Raw genomic sequence first — 17,554 nt, 5'->3', positions numbered from 1 at the left:
TTGAGATGAGCACCGCCCTCTTCGACCTTTCCGGCCGCACCGCGCTCGTGACCGGCTCCTCCCGCGGGCTCGGCCGTGCCATTGCCGAGGGCATGGCCAAGGCCGGCGCCAAGATCATCATCAACGGCGTCGACCCCAAGCGCGTCGAGCAGGCCGTGGCCGAGTTTCGCGCCGCCGGACATCAGGCCGAGGGCGCCGCATTCAACGTCACCGACGAGCCCGCGATCGTCGCGGCCTTCGAGCGCTTCGACCGTGAAGGGCTCGCGGTCGACATTCTCGTCAACAATGCCGGCATCCAGCACCGCAAGCCGCTGGTGGAATTCACCACCGACGAATGGCGCAAGGTGATCGAGACTGACCTCACCAGCGCCTTCGTGATCGGCCGCGAGGCCGGCAAGCGCATGATCCCGCGCAAGCGTGGCAAGATCATCAATATCGGCTCGCTCGGCAGCGAGCTCGCGCGTCCCACCATCGCGCCCTACACCGCGGCCAAGGGCGGCATCAAGAACCTGACCCGCTCGATGGCGGTGGAATGGGCCCAGCACGGCATCCAGGCCAATGCGATCGGCCCCGGCTACATGCTGACCGACATGAACGAGGCGCTGGTCAACAACACCGACTTCAACAACTGGCTGATGGGCCGCATCCCCTCCAAGCGCTGGGGCAGGCCGGACGAGCTGGTGGGCGCGGCGATCTTCCTGGCGTCGGACGCTTCGACCTACGTCAACGGACAGATCATCTATGTCGATGGCGGCATGATCGCCGCGATGTAATCGCGAAAGCCTAAGGGAACGAGACCATGCGCGCCGTCGTCATCCACGCCCCGAAAGACGTGCGGATCGACAGCTATCCCGATCCAGCCCCCGCCCCGGGCGAAGTCCGCGTCAAGATTGCGAACGGCGGCATCTGCGGCTCCGATCTGCACTACTACCATCACGGCGGTTTCGGCGTCGTGCGCATCCAGCAGCCGATGGCGCTGGGCCACGAGATCGCGGGCGTGGTCGCGGCCGTTGGTGACGGCGTCACCAATGTGAAGCCGGGCGCGCGCGTCGCCGTCAATCCGAGCAGACCGTGCGGCCAGTGCCTGCATTGCCAGGAAGGCATGCGCAACCAGTGCCTCGACATGCGCTTCCTCGGCAGCGCGATGCGCTTCCCCCATGTCCAAGGCGGCTTTCGCGAGTTCATCACAGTAGATGCCACGCAAGCCGTGCCGATTGCTGACAAGCTGTCGCTGGCGGAAGCTGCGGTGGCCGAGCCGCTCGCGGTGTGCCTGCATGCCGGCAAGCAGGCCGGCCCCCTCCTCGGCAAGCGCGTGCTGATCACGGGTTGCGGGCCGATCGGTGCACTGATGATCCTGGTGTCGCGCTTCGGCGGCGCGTCCGAGATCGTGGTGACCGATGTCGCCGACGCACCGCTCGCGGTCGCGAGAAAGCTCGGCGCCACCCACGCCATCAATGTCGCGACCGATGCCACAACGCTCGATCCCTGGCGCGCCGGCAAGGGCGTGTTCGACACCCTGTTCGAGGCCTCCGGCAACCAGGCCGCGCTGCGAACGGCGCTCGACGTGCTCAGGCCCGGCGCCACGCTGGTGCAGCTCGGTCTCGGCGGCGAGATGACGCTGCCGATCAACTCCATCGTCGCCAAGGAATTGCAGCTCCGCGGCACCTTCCGCTTCGACCCCGAATTCGAGCTCGCGGTGCGGCTGATGGGCGAAGGGCTGATCGACGTGAAACCGCTGATCACGGCCACCATGCCGTTCGAGAACGCGGTCGCCGCGTTCGAGCTCGCCAGCGACCGCTCGCGGTCGATGAAGGTGCAGCTGACGTTCTAGGGCTGGTATCGCGGTTACTGGCTCCCGATCAGCTTATCGCTGACCAGCCTGACCGCGCCCCGTTTCCACGAATAGTCCGCGCCCATGCGCAGGCCGCTGTCGCCACGCGACAGCACCGCACCGGTCCTGGCATCGCGGACCTGGAAGCCGAGCGTGTATTCGGTGCGGCTGACCCGCCGCACCACGCCGATCAGCGACTGATCCGCGCCGAGCTTTTGCGCGAGCGCCGCCTCGCAGCCACCGCAATCCCGCAAGGCGCGCGCCTTGACCGCCTCGCCGCCGGCATCAACGATGCGGTAGCGGCCGGATTGGCCCAGCGCCTCGCGCACGCTGGCGGTAACTTCGGCCAAGTATGACGTATCCGACGTGGCTGAAGCGCCCGCCGAGGCGGCGGTCGTATCCTCGAGCTCGAAATCGAACACGGCCAACGCGACCGGCGCGGGCGTGGCGAGCGCGGTCATGACCTCGCGAGACACGAAAATCTCGGCACGCTCCCATGATTCATCATTGTCGCCGCGGAAGGTGTAGAGCTTGTCCATCACGAGCTTCTTGGCGCCGACGTCGATGACGGCGACCTTGGCCCATTGCACCAGCGTGCTGGTCTTCTGGATGCCGCCGATGACCTTGAATGCCGCGCCGTCCTGGGCAGACGGCACCGGCCGGTAGCGGCCGTCCGCACTGATATCCCGCCTGAGCGCGGCCATGAACGCCGACAGCCGCCGCTCATGGGCGGCGGTCTGGTTGGCCGGCTCGGCCGACGTATCGGTGTAGCTGAAATCGTCCATGGCAACGCCGATGGCATCCTCGGCGCCGGCAGGCGAGGAGGCCGCCGGGAGGACGAAGAGGAGGAAAGCAGAGAGGATCAAGCTGATACGGCGCATGCGGGCCTCGTGTGATGGAGCGGCGGCGCAATCTGGACGGCAACCTCATGCCATGCAGCTGCGCTGGTCCCGATCAAGGCCGGGAAAATTTCACGACGTTGCACCGCGGTATGCGCAGTGCTTTCCGCCGCTCGCGTTCTGCCGTTTAATGCGCCGGCGACAATTCCGTTCGCGCCAGGTGCCCGCCGATGTGGAACCGCCCGAGGTTCGATCTCAAGGTCCGTCTGACGTTGCGCGTGGCCGCCATATCGGCCGCGTGCTTCGCCGCGATCTCCGCCTATTTCCTCATCACCGCCGACCGCGCGGCCCATGCGCGCCTCGACGACATCGCCGCCATCGTGGCCAAGACGCTGGAGCTGCAACAGGGCAAGATCCAGTGGGTGGCGAGCCCGCGCTCGGACTTTCCCAACCTCGACCCCGTTTCGGCCTATGTGATGACGCCCGGCCTGTGCCTGGCGTTCCGCGGCGTGAGCGGCGACATCATCCAGCGATTCTGCAGTGGCGCGCCGATCCCGGCGAACCCGCCGCCGCAAGTCTTCGTGGCTTTCTATCGCAGCCTGTTCGACCCCGGCCGCGAGGCGGCACGGCCCGTGATCGTGCGCGGAACGAAGCTCGGCGAGACCGTGGTCTCGGTCGACCCGGCCGTGCAGACCGCCGACGCCTGGCACGAGGCCGGCCGCCTGATGCTCGCACTTGCAATCGCACTGCCGCTGTTGTGCGTCCTGGTCTACGCCGCACTGGCGCGTGCCCTGCGCCCCACCCGCATGATCCGCTCCGGCCTCGAACGGATCGCCGCCAATGACCTGTCGACGCGGCTGCCGCCGTTCGATCTCGCCGAGCTGTCGGCGATCCGCGACGTCTTCAACCATCTCGCCGAAAGCCTCGACACCGCTCTGGCCGAGCGCAGCGAGCTGACGCGGAAACTGATCGCACTCCAGGACGAGGAGCGCCGCCATCTCGCGCGCGAGCTGCATGACGAGTTCGGCCAGTCGCTGGCCGCCATCCGCGCGCTCGCCTCCTCTGCCCGCCAGACCGCCGTACAGGACTGCCCCTCCCTGCTTGGCGAGTGCGACGGCATCGCGCGGACCGCAACCGGCATGATGGAGACGTTGCGCGGCGCGCTGTTCCGGCTGCGCCCGCCTGATGTCGAGGAGCTCGGGCTCGTGGCGAGCCTCGAAGGCCTCGTCGCGGGCTGGAACGGGCGTAGCCGCGGCCAGACACGGTTTTCGATCCGTTTCGACGGTGCGTTCGCGACCCTGCCCGCCACGATCAGCGCGAGCCTGTACCGTATCGTGCAGGAGGCGCTCACCAACGCCGCCAAGCATGCCGGCGCCACGCGGGTAAGCCTGGAGCTTGCGATGCGTGCCGACGAGATCGCACTTGCGATCGACGACGACGGACGGTCGAACGATCCCGTCGCAAAATCCGGAATGGGCCTGCTCGGCATGCGCGAGCGCGTTGCGGCCTTGCGCGGCCAGTTGAGCTTCGAGGCCGCGCCGAACGGCGGCTCCGCGCTGCGCGTGGTCATTCCGCTTGCAGGCCTCGATCGGCAGCCACTGGAGCGCGCGGCATGAGCGCGGCCGATGCGACCATTCTGCTGGTCGACGACCATTCCGTCGTCCGAGAGGGCTATCGCTCCGTGCTCCAGAAGCAGCCGGGGCTTCGCGTCGTCGCCGAAGCCGCCGACGGCGCCGAGGCCTACCGTCTCTTCAAATCCGAGGCGCCCGACCTCGTCATCATGGATCTGAGCATGCCCGGCATCGGCGGCATCGAGGCCGTCAGGCGCATCAGGCAATGGGACAAGGCGGCACGGATCCTGGTCTTCACCATGCACGAGAATGCCGGCTTCGCCGTGCAGGCGATCCGCGCCGGCGCGCGGGGCTATGTCACCAAGACCAGCCCGCCCGAGACGCTGGTGCGCGCCGTGATGGACGTGCTCGCCGGCAAGATCGCCATCAGCCCCGACATCGACCACGAGCTCGCGCTCAGCCGTATCAGCGGCGAGAGCTCGGCCGCCGACGTCCTCACGCCGCGCGAGTTCGAGGTGCTGCGGCTGCTGCTCGCCGAGAACACGACGGAGGAGATCGCCGAGACGCTCCACGTCAGCCCGAAGACGGTGGCGAACCTGCATTCGCTGATCAAGGACAAGCTCGGCGTCGGCTCCGACATCGAGCTGGTCCGGCTGGCGCTGCGGCAAGGCCTGCTGACGCAGGCCGATCTCGGCGAAGCCCGGTCGCTCAGGCCAGATAACGCGTGAGATAGCCTTCCATGGCGTAGAGCGCGCAGAGCGCGAGGCTCGACCACACCGCAGCGGTGAAATACAGGAACATCCAGGTCAGCTCGCCCTTCCAATGCGCGATGTCGTGGGTCACCACCCAGCGCGTCGCGACGTCATGCAGACCTTCGAGGAAGCCGAGGAGCTTGTTGCCCTCTTGATGCCCTGCCCGCCAGCGGCTGAGATACATCGGCACGTCGACGGTGACGAGGAAGGCGAGGAAGCAGGCGATGCCGACGATGCCGGCGATCAGCGCCCATCGCACCGGTCCCTGGAATTCCGGCATGAGGCGGCACAGCGCGATGCCGGCGAGGAAAAACGTCACCGCCCACAGCGAGTTCTCGATCGCGTTGTAGAGGAAGTTGGTGGTGACGACCGCGTACCAGGAGAAGCACTCCGCGACGATGATGATGGGCACGATCACCAGCGCGATGTTCACCGCGGTCTCCGCGCCCGTCATGTGACCCAGCTGATGCAGGATGATCGCCCATTGCGCGACGAAGCACAGTTCGGCCACGGTCGCGACGGTGCGGCCGACGAAGACGCTGGAGAGCCAGGTGTCGAACAGGCAGATGCGCTGCACGTCGGCGCGCGGCAGGAACGATCGGAACGCGCAGCCGAACACATAGCCGGCGCAGAGCAGGAACATCAGCCCGATATCCGAACCGCCGCCGGCGCTGCCGGCAACCGTCGGATAGAACTCGCGGTACAGCATGAACCAGACGAGAATGTTGGCACTGCTGACAAGCGTCAGGGACCCCCACCACCACGCGAGGGGATTTGACCGCGCCTGCCACTGCAACATGAATCGCTCCGCCGTAACCGATATGACATTTAGTGGTAGCAATTCTGTCATAAATCGGCGGCACGACGCGACAAAAATCTACGTTATGGCGCTGTCATAATTGACCTGCGCGCTGTCATATTCGCGAAGGCGGCTGCTCTCCCCATGCGTTTCCGAGCTTATTCCGGGGCGCCTCTTCGAGGCCCCCGGAATAACGCGGGGACTCTATTTCTTCATCCCACCAACATACGCCGCGAGCTTGTCCAGCGTCTGGTAGCCATATTCGACGGCACCGAAGCCGATCATGCCGTCGCGCTGCTCGGTGCTCGAGGCCAGTTGCCGCATCATCAGCACGGTCTTGCCGTTGGCCTGCTCGGCAAAGGTAACAGTGAAGCGGAACATGCCGGGATCCTCGTCCTGGTCGACGCCGTGATCCATCTCCATCAGCGCCGGCCGCTCGATGCGGCGGAAGCGCATGCGGTTCGGATAGACGATGCCGTCAGGACCGATCATGTTGAAGCGCCAGACGCCGCCGACACGCACGTCGATCTCGAAGGTCTCGAGCTTGAAGCCCTTCGGCCCGAACCATTGCGGGAGATGTTTTGGATCGGACCACGCCTCGAACACCAGATCGCGCGGCGCGTCGATCACGCGCGACATCACGATCTCGCGGTCCATCGACCATTGCGACAGAGCGGGATTGGCAGAATTCGTCATCACTCAGAACCTTTCCGTTTGGTTGTGCGGGACGGTCGCTTGGCGGCCGCCCTCTCCTTCTCTTTCTTCAGTTGCATGACGTAAGCCTCGAACCGGTCGAGCCGCGCCTCCCAGATCGCGCGCTGCTGCTGGAACCAGTCCTCCGCGCCGACGAGCGCGTCCGGGCTGAGACGGCAGGTGCGCACGCGGCCGGATTTCTCCGACTGAACGAGCCCGCTCGTCTCCAGCACATGGATGTGTTTCATGAAGCTCGGCAGCGCCATCTCGAACGGATCGGCGAGCTCGCCGACCGACGCCTCGCCGGCGCAGAGCCGCATCACGATCGCCCGCCTTGTGGGATCGGCAAGGGCTGCGAAGACATGGTCGAGCTGGGACAATTGGTTAGCCATGAAGCTAACTATAGACCCGCTGCCGCCCAGCGTCAATAATTGTTAGCTCACAAGCTAAGTATTTTTCCGCAAGCCCCCGCCGGCGGAACCCACAACGCGGAATCGTGAATTGGGGCACCCGGCCCTCCCCGTTAAAACAGAGAGGGGGCGCATCGCATCAAGCGTCAGAGCCGTGCCGTCTGTTGTCACCTCATCACACCTCACCCGGCGGGCCCTCGCGCGGGCTGCGCTGGTTCCCCTCGCGCTGGCCTGGCCGCGCCGCGCATCCGCGGATTCCGACATGATCGCGCAGATGCGCGACATCGTCGCCAACGAGCTGGCGCCGACCGCGACGCCGGACCAGCCGGGCGGCCTCGCCGCCGCGCTCTATGCCGGCCGCCATGTCGAGTTCTTCAACTACGGCTTCGCCGACGACGGCACGCGACGACCGGTCACACCGGACACGCTGTTCAACCTTGGTTCGCTGCGCAAACCGTTCGAGGCGACGCTGGTGGCGCTGGGCTCGCTCCGGAGTGAATTGCGGCTCGACGACCGCCTGCCGAAATATCTGCCCGAGCTCACGGGAGACTATGTCCGCCGCGTCACCGTCGGCCAGCTCGCCACGCACACGTCGGGCATGCTGCTTTCGACCGACCATCCGCCCTGGCCGAACGACTCATTCTCGCAGGCGCAGTTCATCGACATGTTCAACGCCTGGAAGCCGCAGGCCGGCGAAGCGCCCGGCAAGCAGCGCATCTACAGCCATGCCTGTTACGTTCTGCTTCAGCTCGTGCTCGAGCGCTGCTACGACGCTCCGATCGCAACCTTGTTCGAAGAGCGCATCCTTGGGCCGATCGGCATGAATGCAACCTCTCTGCCGGAGCGCGGCGAGGACAACCGCGCCGTCATGGACGCGGCGTGGATGCAGCGCGTCGTGCAAGGCTATTCGGATCAGGGCATGGCGCTCGGCCCACCCGGCAACCAGCAGAGCTATTTCGACTTTCCCGGCGCCGGCCAGATGTTTTCGTCCGCGCGGGATCTCGCGACCTTCGTTGCGGCCTGCGTCGACGGCCGCTCGGTCGATCCACATTTGCGCGAGGCGCTGCGGATGACGCAGCGCGAGACCTTCCGCGTCGACGACAAATTCGGACAAGGCATGGCCTGGGAGACGGTCCACCTCCCCGACGCCACCATCGTCGACAAGCCCGGCGGCCTCAACAATGCCTCCGGCTATCTCGGCCTCGTCCCTATCAGGCAGATCGGTTTCGTCCTGCTCGCCAATCGCGGCGAATACCCGCACGAGATCGTTCGCTACAAGATCCTGCCCGCGCTGGCGAAGCTCGTCGCCTCGCACTGAACCGTCCCTCGCAACAGAAAGCCCCGGCAGAGCCGGGGCTTTCCGCGCCAGATCAGGAACGGGATGCTCAGTACCTGGCGACGACCGGTCCGCCGAACTTGTAGTTCACGCCGACGCGCACAATGTTCGACTTGAGATCGACCGAGTGGGTATAAACGTTACTCGGATATTGCGTTACGCCGCCGACCAGATTGGTACTGGTCGCGCTGGCGCGGCCGAGATCGACGTAGAGATATTCGGCCTTGAGCGACCAGCCGCCGCCGAAGGCATATTCGGTGCCGACGCCCGCGGTCCAGCCGAGGCGCGTGTCGCGAATCGCGGCCGACTCGGTCGCGGCTGAGAACGTGTCGGTGAAATTGAAATTGCCCTTCACCTCGGAGATCGCCGCGCCGCCCGTCGCGTACAGCAGCCAGGTCGGAGCCGCGAGGAAGCCGATGCGACCGCGGATGGTGGCGAGCCAATCGGCCGAGACCTGCGACGACACGGTAAAGCCTGTCGGCGCGCAGCAGGGATAGAGCGCAGAGCCCGTCGCGCTGCCCTTGAAACCGAGATAGTTGATGTCGCCTTCGAGGCCGAGCACAGCGTGGTTGACCTGCCAGTTGTAGCCCGCGGTAAAGCCGCCGGTCACGCTGGAGCTGTTGACGCCCTGGGCGCCGACCGTGTTGATGGCGGGGACGCTGCTCGCCGCAAAATAGCCGGCCGGCGTCCAGATGGTCGAGGTGTTCAGATCGGCGTTGCCCCACTGCCCGCCGACATTGCCGCCGACGTAAAAGCCGGTCCAGTTGTAGGCCGGCGCCATCACCGGCGCCTTGGTGTATTGCGCCGCGAGGTCGGCCGCATGCGCGGATGCGGTGCCGAGCACAATTGAAGCGACCGCCAGCAAAAACTTGTTCATTCCGAGTCTCCATGCCCCACGCGATCGACGCTCGCGTTTCAATTGCGCACCGGTGGGAGCCATCCGGCGCAGATTGGGGATAGGGAGTGGATCGCTCGCCGTCTCGGTCTGCGGCGCAGTTCGTATGGACTGTGACGTAGTCAGTGACTTATCGCGCAAGACCAGTGACGAGTGTGACCCGAACGCCACGCGTCGCCCCATCCGCAGCGGCGCACCGCGCAGGCCGCGCGTCGCGTTACGACAAGTGCACTGGAATGGCGGAGCGAAGCCGCGCGACGACTCACACCGAGCGCGTCAGTCCGCCGTCGACGCGGATATTCTGGCCGGTGATGTAGGCGGCACCCTCGGACGCCAGGAACGACACCGTCGCCGCGACCTCCTCGACCTTGCCGTAGCGCTTCATCGGCACGCTGTCGCGCCGCGCATCCAGCTGCGGCAGGCTGTCGATCCAGCCCGGCAGAACGTTGTTCATGCGGATGTTGTCGGCGGCATGGGTGTCGGTGAAGATCTTCGTGAAGGCGGCGAGGCCCGCGCGGAACACCGCGGAGGTCGGGAACATCGCGCTCGGCTCGAACGCCCAGGCGGTCGAGATGTTGATGATGGCGCCGGCCTTCTGCGCCTGCATCACCGGCGTCACCAGCCGGGTCGGCCGGATCACGTTGAGGAGATAGGTGTCGAGGCCGGTGTGCCACTGCTCGTCGGTGATCTCCGTGATCGCCGCGCGCGGCCCGTGGCCGGCGCTATTGACGAGCACGTCGATGCGCCCCCATTTGGCCATCGCCCCGTCGACGAGCCGCTTCAGATCATCGTTCGACTTGTTGGAGCCGGTGACGCCGAGGCCGCCAAGCTCGACTGCCAGCGCCTCGCCCTTGCCGGAGGACGACAGGATCGCGACGCGAAAGCCGTCGGCCGCGAGCCGCCGCGCAGCCCCTGCCCCCATGCCGCTGCCGCCAGCCGTGACGAGTGCGACCTTCTCTGCTGCCATGACCGATCATCCCTGTGTTGAGGCGAGCCCCGGGCCCGGCCTATCATGAGGCCTTCTACCGCCGGACCTGCCGGCAGGTCCACCGCCGAAGGCATCCGTCATGAGCGATCTGCAGATCCGCAATTTGCGCCCCGAGGAGATCGCCATCGCCGTCGACTGGGCCGCGGCCGAGGGCTGGAATCCGGGCCTCGGCGACGCCGCCTGTTTCGCGATCCCGGACGCGAAAGGCTTCTTCGTCGGCGAGATCGACGGCCAGCCGGTCACAACAATCTCCTGCGTCAATTACGATGATCGCTTCGCCTTCCTCGGCTTCTACATCGTGCGCTCAGGCTTTCGCGGCGCGGGCCACGGCCTGCGCATCTGGAACGCCGCGATCGCGCATGCGGGCGCCCGCGTGATCGGGCTCGACGGCGTCGTCGCGCAGCAGGATAATTACAAGAAGTCCGGCTTCCAGCTTGCCTACGCCAATATCCGCTACGGCGGCATCGTCGCCGCGCTGCCGAATCCGCCCGCCGAAATCGTCGCGCTCGACAATGTCCCGTTTGCGCTCGTTGAAGCCGACGACGCGACCGTCTTCCCGGCCGCGCGCAGCGCCTTCCTGCGCGCCTGGATCAACACATCGGGCCATCTCGGCGGCGCGCTGCTGAGCGACGGCAAGCTCGCGGCATGGGGGGTGATCCGGCCCTGCCGGACCGGCCACAAGATCGGCCCGCTCGTCGCCGACGTCCGCGGAGCGGCGGAAGCGATCGTGCAGGCGCTGCTGGCGAGCGCAGGCGGCGGCGAAGTCTTCTTCGACGTCCCTGCGATCAATCGCGAGGCCATCGCGCTCGCGGAATCGCTCGGGCTCAAGCCGGTGTTCGAGACGGCGCGGATGTACACAGGGCCGATCCCGCCGCTGCGGATCGACCGCGTCTTCGGCGTGACCAGTTTTGAACTGGGCTAGCTGGGCGGACGACGCCGCTCAGTAGCAGCGCATGATGTTGACCGTGTGCTCGGCGCCGCCGCGGCCGGGCACCGTCACCTGCTCCGTCGGGCAGCTTGGCACATAGGGCCGGTCGGACGGCACCACGTTCGGCGGGAAGCGATGGGTCCAGTCCCAGGGAACGTCGTACGTATAGGTGTAACGCACATCGGTGGAGGCCGGCTGCCCGGCATCGACGAAAGGCTGGTTATAGCCTGCGTTGTCGTAGAACCCGCCGCCGCCCGGCCAATAGACCCAGGGCGTGTTGCGGCCGCGGAACCGGGCGCCAGGACCGATCTGCGGACGCGCGATCGCGCCGGAAGGCGCGGCGGCCATCCCGTGCGCGGCGGTGGTGGTGGCGCCGGGCCTGGCAAAACCGTCATTGGCAGACAGGAGCAGCGCGGCTGCGCTGAGCGAGGCGAAGAGCGCCCCATATGATCTGGACATCATGATACGCACCAACTCGTTTGGCTTCGGCGGCTCCCCACCGCACGCTAGGCCGGGCCGTCGCCCACCCGCAAACGTATAATTAATTGTTGGTTAAGGCACGGGATTAACGGGGTACCTGGTGCGGCAAGTCGCCCGGGATTCTGTGCTGATTTCAGACACTTCGTTCCGGGGTAGTCCTCATGACCCGTTGATCGGAGTTGATCGCGCTCGCCGAATTTGGCGGCGGCAATTTTGCTTGAAGTCGCCTCCTCCCCGAGCGCAGCGAAGCAATCCAGGGTCTTGCCGCGGAGGAATTCCGGATTGCTTCGGTGCCCTCGCAGTGACGGCGTCGAGGCGGCTGAGCGCAACAACTGTGATCTCGTGCCCGACAACGCCCCATCCGTGGGTGCCTGGTCACCTCCCCGTCACTTCTGCTTGCTCCCTGGGTCTTGTAACAAAACTGTCATGCAGCAAAACTAAACGATGGCCGGGGGCCGCGGTCGCGGCCATTGCCGCCTCACCGCAGGAGATTTCGATGCGCCGTTCACTGGTGTTGCTGTCCGCCGGACTGACAGTCTTGTCCACCGGACTTGCCTCCGCCCAGAACAACACGCCCCGCAACCTGATCCTCTTCATCCCCGATGGTTTGCGCGCACTGAAGGTGACGCCGGAAACCGCGCCGGCGATGGCCGAGGTCCGTGACAAGGGCGTCAACTTCAAGAACCCGCATTCGCTCTTCCCGACTTTCACCATGGCCAACGGCTCGGCGATGTCGACCGGTCACTATCTCGGCGACACCGGCGTGTTCTCCAACACGATCTGGACCAACTACACGTCCGTCCCCGCCGGCGACACCGTCGTCCCCTTCATCGAGAACGACGCCGTGCTTGGCGACATCGACGAGCATTTCAAGGGCGACTATCTCAACGAAGAGACGATTCTGAAGATGGCCCGCGACAAGGGCTTCAGCACCGCGGCGATCGGCAAGGTCGGTCCGACCTACCAGTTCGACCACACTGACAAGCCCGAAAAGGCCGGCCTGCATTCGGTCGTGTTCGACGACTCCACCGGCGGCAAGAACGGCGTGGCGCTGTCGGACGAGGTGAAGGACGCGCTGACCAAGGCCGGTCTGCCCCTCGCCACGCCACCGCGCGGCGACAATTCCAAGGCGGGCGATGCCAAGACGCCCGGCACCGTTGTCGCCAACGTCGCGCAGCAGGCTTATTTCGCCGACGTCGCCGCCAAGGCCGTGCTGCCGATGTTCAAGGCGCGCAACAAGCCGTTCGTGCTGGTGTTCTGGTCGCGCGACCCTGACGGCACCCAGCACAACCAGGGCGACAGCCTCAACCAGATCAAGCCGGGCATCAACGGCCCGAGCACGATGGCGAGCATCAAGAACGCCGACAACAACCTCGCCCAGCTCCGCAAGGCGCTCGACGAGCTCGGGCTGGCCGCGAATACCAACATCATGATCCAGGCCGACCACGGCTTCTCGACCATCTCCAAGGAGAGCAAGACCAGCCCCTCAGCCAAGGTCAGCTATGACGACACGCCGAAGGACTTTTTGCCGATGGGCTTTTTGGCGATCGACCTGGCCAAGGCGCTCGACCTGCCGCTGTTCGACCCCAACGACAAGAACGCCGCCGTCACCGGCAACGCCCATCCGAAGGCCGGCAACGGCGTGCTCGGCAAGGATCCGACCAAGCCTGACCTCGTCATCGCCACCAATGGCGGCTCGGACCTGATCTACCTGCCGAACAAGGACAAGAAGCTGGCGGTCAAGACCGTCAAGGCGCTGCTCGAGCAGGATTACGTCTCCGGCCTGTTCGTGGACGACTCGCTCGGCCGCATCCCCGGTACCCTGCCGCTGTCGAGCATCAATCTGCGCGGCAAGTCGGCGACGCCAACGCCGGCGATCGTCGTCAATTTCCGCTCCTATGCCAGCGATTGCGGTGAGGCGCCGACCAACTGCTCGGTGCAGGTCGCCGACACCGTGCTGCGCCAGGGCCAGGGCATGCATGGCAGCTTCAGCCGCGGCGACACCATGAACTTCATGGCCGCGATCGGTCCGGACTTCAAAGCCGGCTATGTCAGCCAGATCCCGGTCAGCAATGCCGACGTCGGCATGACGGCCGCCCAGCTCATGGGCCTGCGCGGCCCGCAGAACGGCGGCCTTGTCGGCCGCGTGATGTCGGAGGCCCTGCCCAACGGCATCGTGCCGAAGGCCTATACCGGCACGCTGAAGTCCAAGCCCGCAGAGGGCGGCCTGGCGACCGTGCTGAACTTCCAGCGCGTCGGCAGCCAGCGCTATTTCGACGCCGCCGGTTTCCCGGGCCGCACGCTCGGGCTCGAGCCGGACGCCGGCAAACAAAAAACGGCGGGGAAATAACCCCGCCGCTGTCTGTCGCGCCTCGCAAGGGGCGCGACAGTCTCGTCTAACTCTTACATTCCCAGATCTTTTACATGCCGATGTCGAATACGTTCGGCAATTGGCCTGCCAAAGGCAGCGCAGTGGCGCCCAGGAAGGTCGCCACCATCGCCATCAGGCGACGGTTGTTCTGGCGCTTGCCGCGCATCTGTCCGGCGATCCACTCCAGCATCTCGCTGTTGACCTTGGCGGCGTAGGACGGAGCCCAGCTCTCGATCTCAGACTCTGCCGACAGCGCAACGCTGCGCGGCGGCACCTTCAGGCCCGAGGCGCTCGCGGCGTAATGGGCAACGGCCTTGGCGAGCAGGTCGTCGAACCGGCCGCCATCGGTGCGCTCGGTTGCGGCTTCATTGATCTCGAACAGCGCCTCGGCTTCGGCGCGGCTGACCGGCTGGTCGTTGACGGCCGTGGCGGTCAGGATGCGCGCGCACCAGGCGGTGTCATCGGCATCGAGCGAGCGGGAAAAGTGGACCCGGCCCTTGGTGGTCGGGCCTTCGCCCGTGATCACGCCGTCGCGCACGACGGTCAATGCATGAGCCGCGGTATCGCGGCAGGACGGTTCGAGGGACGGCGACTCAACAAACTTATGCGCAGCGGCAGACATAGTTCACTTCCAGATTTCTTCTGATCGACCAGCATTTTCATGCGGGCGTAAAGGGGTGGTTAATGATTCGATACGGGGATCGCGACTTTTCTCAATGGTTGCCGATTAGTCGCTACGAGGACCATTTCGGTTCCGGAGGCGTCGGGGCGAGCGTGATGCGGGTCATAAAAGGCTTTATGGGGGCAATCGAGACCGTACGGCTCCGGTCGAGATGTTTCGTCGCAGGCGCGGCTGTAACAGAAAGGTGCTAGGAAATCGGCCCTTCAGAGAAGAAATTCACATTTTACTTGAAGCGGTTCACTTAGGGCCGCGAAGACCCTATACTGACCGCGACGGCCAAAGATAAATTACCAAGTAAATTCAATGAGATGAGGTAGAACCATGACACTCCCGATCGGCACCACCGCGCCCGACTTCGAAGCCGAGACCACCGAAGGGAAGATCAAGTTCCACGACTGGATTGGCAATAGCTGGGCTCTCCTGTTCTCTCACCCCAAGGACTTCACGCCGGTTTGTACGACCGAGCTCGGCGCGCTTGCCAAGCTGAAGCCGGAATTCGACAAGCGTGGCGTCAAGCTGATGGGCCTTTCGGTCGATCCGGTCGACCGCCATTCCAAATGGTCGGAGGACATCAAGGAGACGCAAGGCGCCGCCCCCAACTACCCGATGATCGGCGACACCGACTTCAACGTCTCGAAACTCTACGAGATGCTGCCGGCCTCGACCTCGGGCGATCCCCTCACCCGCACGCCGGCCGACAACCAGACCGTCCGCAACGTCTTCATCATCGGGCCGGACAAGAAGATCAAGCTGGTTCTGGTCTATCCGATGACCACAGGCCGGAATTTTCAGGAGATCCTGCGCGTCATCGACTCGCTTCAGCTGACGGCCAAGCATCGCGTCGCCACGCCGGCCGACTGGACGCAGGGCGAGGACGTCATCATCGCCGGCTCGGTTTCCAACGACGAGGCGAAGACGATCTATCCGCAGGGCTGGAAGGAACCGAAGCCCTACATCCGCATCGTGCCGCAGCCGAAGTGACTTCTGGCGGTCGCGGATAGCGACCGCAAAAAAGTCATCCCGGGCGATGAGTCAGCATCGAACTCTGGTGCGCCATTGCGCACCAGGGCTCGGTCCTGCGGACCACCCCGGAATGACTAAGCTGGATTAGGCCGCGTGCACGCGGTCGAGGAAGCTGTCGACCTCGGCCTTCAGATGCAGGCTCTCGCCTGACAGCGCCTGGGCAGAGGCGAACATCCGGCTCGACGTCTCTCCCGTCTCGCTCGCGCCCTTGGCGGCGTGACGGACATTGACCGCGACATCGGCAGTACCGGAGGCCGCAGCGCGAACGCTGGCTGCGATGTTGTGGGTGGCGCTCCTCTGCTGCTCGACCGCGGCCGAGATCGAGCCCGCGATGCCGCTGATGCGCTCGATGGTCTGGCCGATCGCCTTGATGGCGGTGACCGATTCCTCCGTTGCAAGCTGCATGCTGGCGATCTGGTTCGAGATCTCGTCCGTCGCCTTGGCGGTCTGGCCGGCGAGCGTCTTGACCTCCTGGGCCACCACCGCGAAGCCGCGACCGGCGTCCCCGGCGCGTGCGGCCTCGATGGTGGCGTTCAGCGCCAGAAGATTGGTCTGCTCGGCGATCGAGGTGATCAGCTTGACGACGTCGCCGATGCGCGCCCCCGCTTCCGAGAGCTGCGCCATGCGCTGGTCGGTGGCTTCGGCCTGCCGTACCGCCTCGGCGGAGATCTCGTTCGATTCCTGCACCCGGCGGGTGATCTCGGAGATCGAGTGGGACAGTTCGTCGGAGGCCGAGGCCGCCGTGCGGACGTGCTCGGAGGCGTTCTCGGATGCGCCTGCCGACTGCGCCGACAGATCGGCGGTGGAGCGTGCGGTGTCGGTGAGTTGCCGCGCCACCCGCTCGAACTCACCGGAGGAGCTCAGCACCTTATCGAGGATGCCGCCGACGCTGCCGCGGAACTGCTCGACGAAATTGCGCAGCTCCGCCTTGCGCTGCTCTGCCGCGGCAGCCGTGGCCGCGGTCTGCTCGCTGCGCAGGCGCGCCCGCTCCAGCGAGTTGCTCTTGAACACCGCGACTGTGCGGGCGATCTCGCCGATCTCGTCGGCGCGATCCTCGCAATCGATCTCGACGTCGCTCTTGCCTTCGGCGAGCGCCGTCAGCGAGCGCGTGACCGAGGTGAGCGGCCTGGTGATACGGCGGACGACCAGCAAGGTGAGGACTAGGACCAGGAGCGCGGCAACGCCGGCCGCGATCGCCATGCTCTCGATGGCCTGGGTCAGCATGCTCTCGAACTGCGCCATGGGGATGCCGACATAGAGAATGCCGACGACCTTGCCGGTGGCATCCGCGACCGGGAAATAGGCGGTCATGAAGGTTTTGCCGAACAGCGTGGCCGGGCCCTTGTACGCCTCGCCGCGGCGCAGGACGGCCTGCCCGGGATGATCGGCGGCAAGCTGGGTCCCGACAGCGCGGTCGCCGTTCTCCTTCTTCACGTTGGTCGAGCGGCGGACGAACTGCCCGCTCGCATCATCGAACACGAACAGGGTCGCGTTGCCGCGGACATAGGACACCGCACGATCGACGATGGCGTGATCCCTGAACTCCGGCATTTTGGGAATCTCGGCGCGCGCCACCCCGCCATCCCGCATCGTGATCTTCGCGTCGGGAACGACCTCGGCAAAAGCCAGGGCCAGCGTGCGCAAATTGACCTCGATGTCGCGCAGCGCACGATCGTTGAAGGCGGAGGTGAGCGACCAGTATCCGGCGCCGACCACGAGCGCCGTGTTCACGGCGATCAGCAGCACGGCGCACAGGACGGCCTTGGTACCCAGCTTGAATTGCGGCAAGAACTTTGCCGTCGCACGGTTGGACATGAATGGAACTACCCCCGGAATTCCTGCATATTCATGCAATCGGCTTACGACCGAATTAACGACGGTTCACACCGCCGCACGCGGCATGCTTGCCAAATTGTAAACGAGGCCTGCCCTGACCACGCCAAGCGCGCCGCCTGT

The 17,554-nt window shown here is 65.6% G+C and carries 17 protein-coding genes; 8 read left to right on the top strand and 9 right to left on the bottom strand.

Annotation, left to right across the window (positions count from 1 at the left end; genetic code table 11):
* The first annotated feature begins 5 nt into the window (after positions 1–5).
* On the top strand, positions 6–773 hold the full coding sequence (locus tag ACVJ5M_RS20740) for an SDR family oxidoreductase (RefSeq protein WP_247301815.1): 768 nt from the start codon (positions 6–8) through the stop codon (positions 771–773).
* Positions 774–799: 26 nt separating this feature from the next.
* On the top strand, positions 800–1,831 hold the full coding sequence (locus tag ACVJ5M_RS20735) for an L-idonate 5-dehydrogenase (RefSeq protein WP_354099967.1): 1,032 nt from the start codon (positions 800–802) through the stop codon (positions 1,829–1,831).
* Positions 1,832–1,845: 14 nt separating this feature from the next.
* Here ACVJ5M_RS20735 and ACVJ5M_RS20730 read toward each other — a convergent pair whose 3' ends face one another.
* The gene (locus ACVJ5M_RS20730; protein ID WP_063982666.1) at positions 1,846–2,712 is read right to left on the bottom strand and encodes a DUF3280 domain-containing protein; all 867 of its coding nucleotides are present in this window, start codon (positions 2,710–2,712) and stop codon (positions 1,846–1,848) included.
* A gap of 188 nt (positions 2,713–2,900) precedes the next feature.
* Between ACVJ5M_RS20730 and ACVJ5M_RS20725 the strand changes: the two genes are divergently transcribed.
* Positions 2,901–4,286, top strand: coding sequence for a HAMP domain-containing sensor histidine kinase (locus tag ACVJ5M_RS20725; protein WP_063982665.1), 1,386 nt, complete (start codon positions 2,901–2,903; stop codon positions 4,284–4,286).
* Positions 4,283–4,969 carry a response regulator gene (locus tag ACVJ5M_RS20720; RefSeq protein ID WP_063982664.1) on the top strand — a complete coding sequence of 229 codons (687 nt, stop codon included), beginning with the start codon at positions 4,283–4,285 and terminating at the stop codon, positions 4,967–4,969. Before ACVJ5M_RS20725 ends, ACVJ5M_RS20720 begins: the two co-directional genes overlap by 4 nt.
* On the opposite strand, the gene ACVJ5M_RS20715 is transcribed toward ACVJ5M_RS20720, so the two are convergent.
* The 3 genes from ACVJ5M_RS20715 to ACVJ5M_RS20705 all read right to left on the bottom strand — a co-directional run bounded on the left by ACVJ5M_RS20715 (position 4,950) and on the right by ACVJ5M_RS20705 (position 6,877).
* Positions 4,950–5,792, bottom strand: coding sequence for a hypothetical protein (locus ACVJ5M_RS20715; RefSeq protein WP_063982663.1), 843 nt, complete (start codon positions 5,790–5,792; stop codon positions 4,950–4,952). The genes ACVJ5M_RS20720 and ACVJ5M_RS20715 overlap by 20 nt on opposite strands.
* Positions 5,793–5,996: 204 nt before the next feature.
* Positions 5,997–6,488: an SRPBCC family protein gene (locus ACVJ5M_RS20710; RefSeq protein WP_354099966.1), complete on the bottom strand. Its 492-nt coding sequence runs from the start codon at positions 6,486–6,488 to the stop codon at positions 5,997–5,999.
* A complete protein-coding gene (locus ACVJ5M_RS20705; RefSeq protein WP_063982661.1) occupies positions 6,488–6,877 on the bottom strand; it encodes an ArsR/SmtB family transcription factor in 390 nt (129 codons plus the stop codon). Before ACVJ5M_RS20705 ends, ACVJ5M_RS20710 begins: the two co-directional genes overlap by 1 nt.
* Positions 6,878–7,157: 280 nt before the next feature.
* Between ACVJ5M_RS20705 and ACVJ5M_RS20700 the strand changes: the two genes are divergently transcribed.
* On the top strand, positions 7,158–8,213 hold the full coding sequence (locus tag ACVJ5M_RS20700) for a serine hydrolase (RefSeq protein WP_166342240.1): 1,056 nt from the start codon (positions 7,158–7,160) through the stop codon (positions 8,211–8,213).
* 67 nt (positions 8,214–8,280) lie between these two features.
* On the opposite strand, the gene ACVJ5M_RS20695 is transcribed toward ACVJ5M_RS20700, so the two are convergent.
* On the bottom strand, positions 8,281–9,108 hold the full coding sequence (locus ACVJ5M_RS20695; RefSeq protein ID WP_166342241.1) for an outer membrane protein: 828 nt from the start codon (positions 9,106–9,108) through the stop codon (positions 8,281–8,283).
* Positions 9,109–9,388: 280 nt separating this feature from the next.
* Positions 9,389–10,093, bottom strand: a complete 705-nt coding sequence (locus ACVJ5M_RS20690) for an SDR family oxidoreductase (protein ID WP_166097168.1) — start codon at positions 10,091–10,093, stop codon at positions 9,389–9,391.
* A 100-nt stretch (positions 10,094–10,193) separates the two neighbouring features.
* On the opposite strand from ACVJ5M_RS20690, the gene ACVJ5M_RS20685 reads away from it, so the two are divergent.
* Complete coding sequence (locus ACVJ5M_RS20685; RefSeq protein ID WP_354099965.1) at positions 10,194–11,036, top strand: GNAT family N-acetyltransferase; 843 nt, start codon at positions 10,194–10,196, stop codon at positions 11,034–11,036.
* Between the two features lie 18 nt (positions 11,037–11,054).
* Here the strand turns inward: ACVJ5M_RS20685 and ACVJ5M_RS20680 are convergent, their stop codons facing one another.
* Positions 11,055–11,504 (bottom strand): hypothetical protein, encoded by a 450-nt coding sequence (locus tag ACVJ5M_RS20680; RefSeq protein WP_166342243.1) that lies wholly within the window; start codon positions 11,502–11,504, stop codon positions 11,055–11,057.
* 514 nt (positions 11,505–12,018) lie between these two features.
* On the opposite strand from ACVJ5M_RS20680, the gene ACVJ5M_RS20675 reads away from it, so the two are divergent.
* Positions 12,019–13,872 carry an alkaline phosphatase family protein gene (locus tag ACVJ5M_RS20675; protein ID WP_063982655.1) on the top strand — a complete coding sequence of 618 codons (1,854 nt, stop codon included), beginning with the start codon at positions 12,019–12,021 and terminating at the stop codon, positions 13,870–13,872.
* Positions 13,873–13,942: 70 nt separating this feature from the next.
* Here ACVJ5M_RS20675 and ACVJ5M_RS20670 read toward each other — a convergent pair whose 3' ends face one another.
* Positions 13,943–14,515: a hypothetical protein gene (locus tag ACVJ5M_RS20670; protein WP_354099964.1), complete on the bottom strand. Its 573-nt coding sequence runs from the start codon at positions 14,513–14,515 to the stop codon at positions 13,943–13,945.
* A gap of 381 nt (positions 14,516–14,896) precedes the next feature.
* On the opposite strand from ACVJ5M_RS20670, the gene ACVJ5M_RS20665 reads away from it, so the two are divergent.
* Positions 14,897–15,556 (top strand): peroxiredoxin, encoded by a 660-nt coding sequence (locus tag ACVJ5M_RS20665; protein ID WP_014494579.1) that lies wholly within the window; start codon positions 14,897–14,899, stop codon positions 15,554–15,556.
* 126 nt (positions 15,557–15,682) lie between these two features.
* On the opposite strand, the gene ACVJ5M_RS20660 is transcribed toward ACVJ5M_RS20665, so the two are convergent.
* A complete protein-coding gene (locus ACVJ5M_RS20660) occupies positions 15,683–17,413 on the bottom strand; it encodes a methyl-accepting chemotaxis protein (protein ID WP_354099963.1) in 1,731 nt (576 codons plus the stop codon).
* Between the last annotated feature and the right edge of the window lie 141 nt (positions 17,414–17,554).

This window comes from Bradyrhizobium sp. S3.7.6 (genome assembly GCF_054061875.1).
The sequence above is the reverse complement of the archived record's forward strand: the minus strand, read 5'-3'. Positions and strand labels throughout refer to the sequence as shown.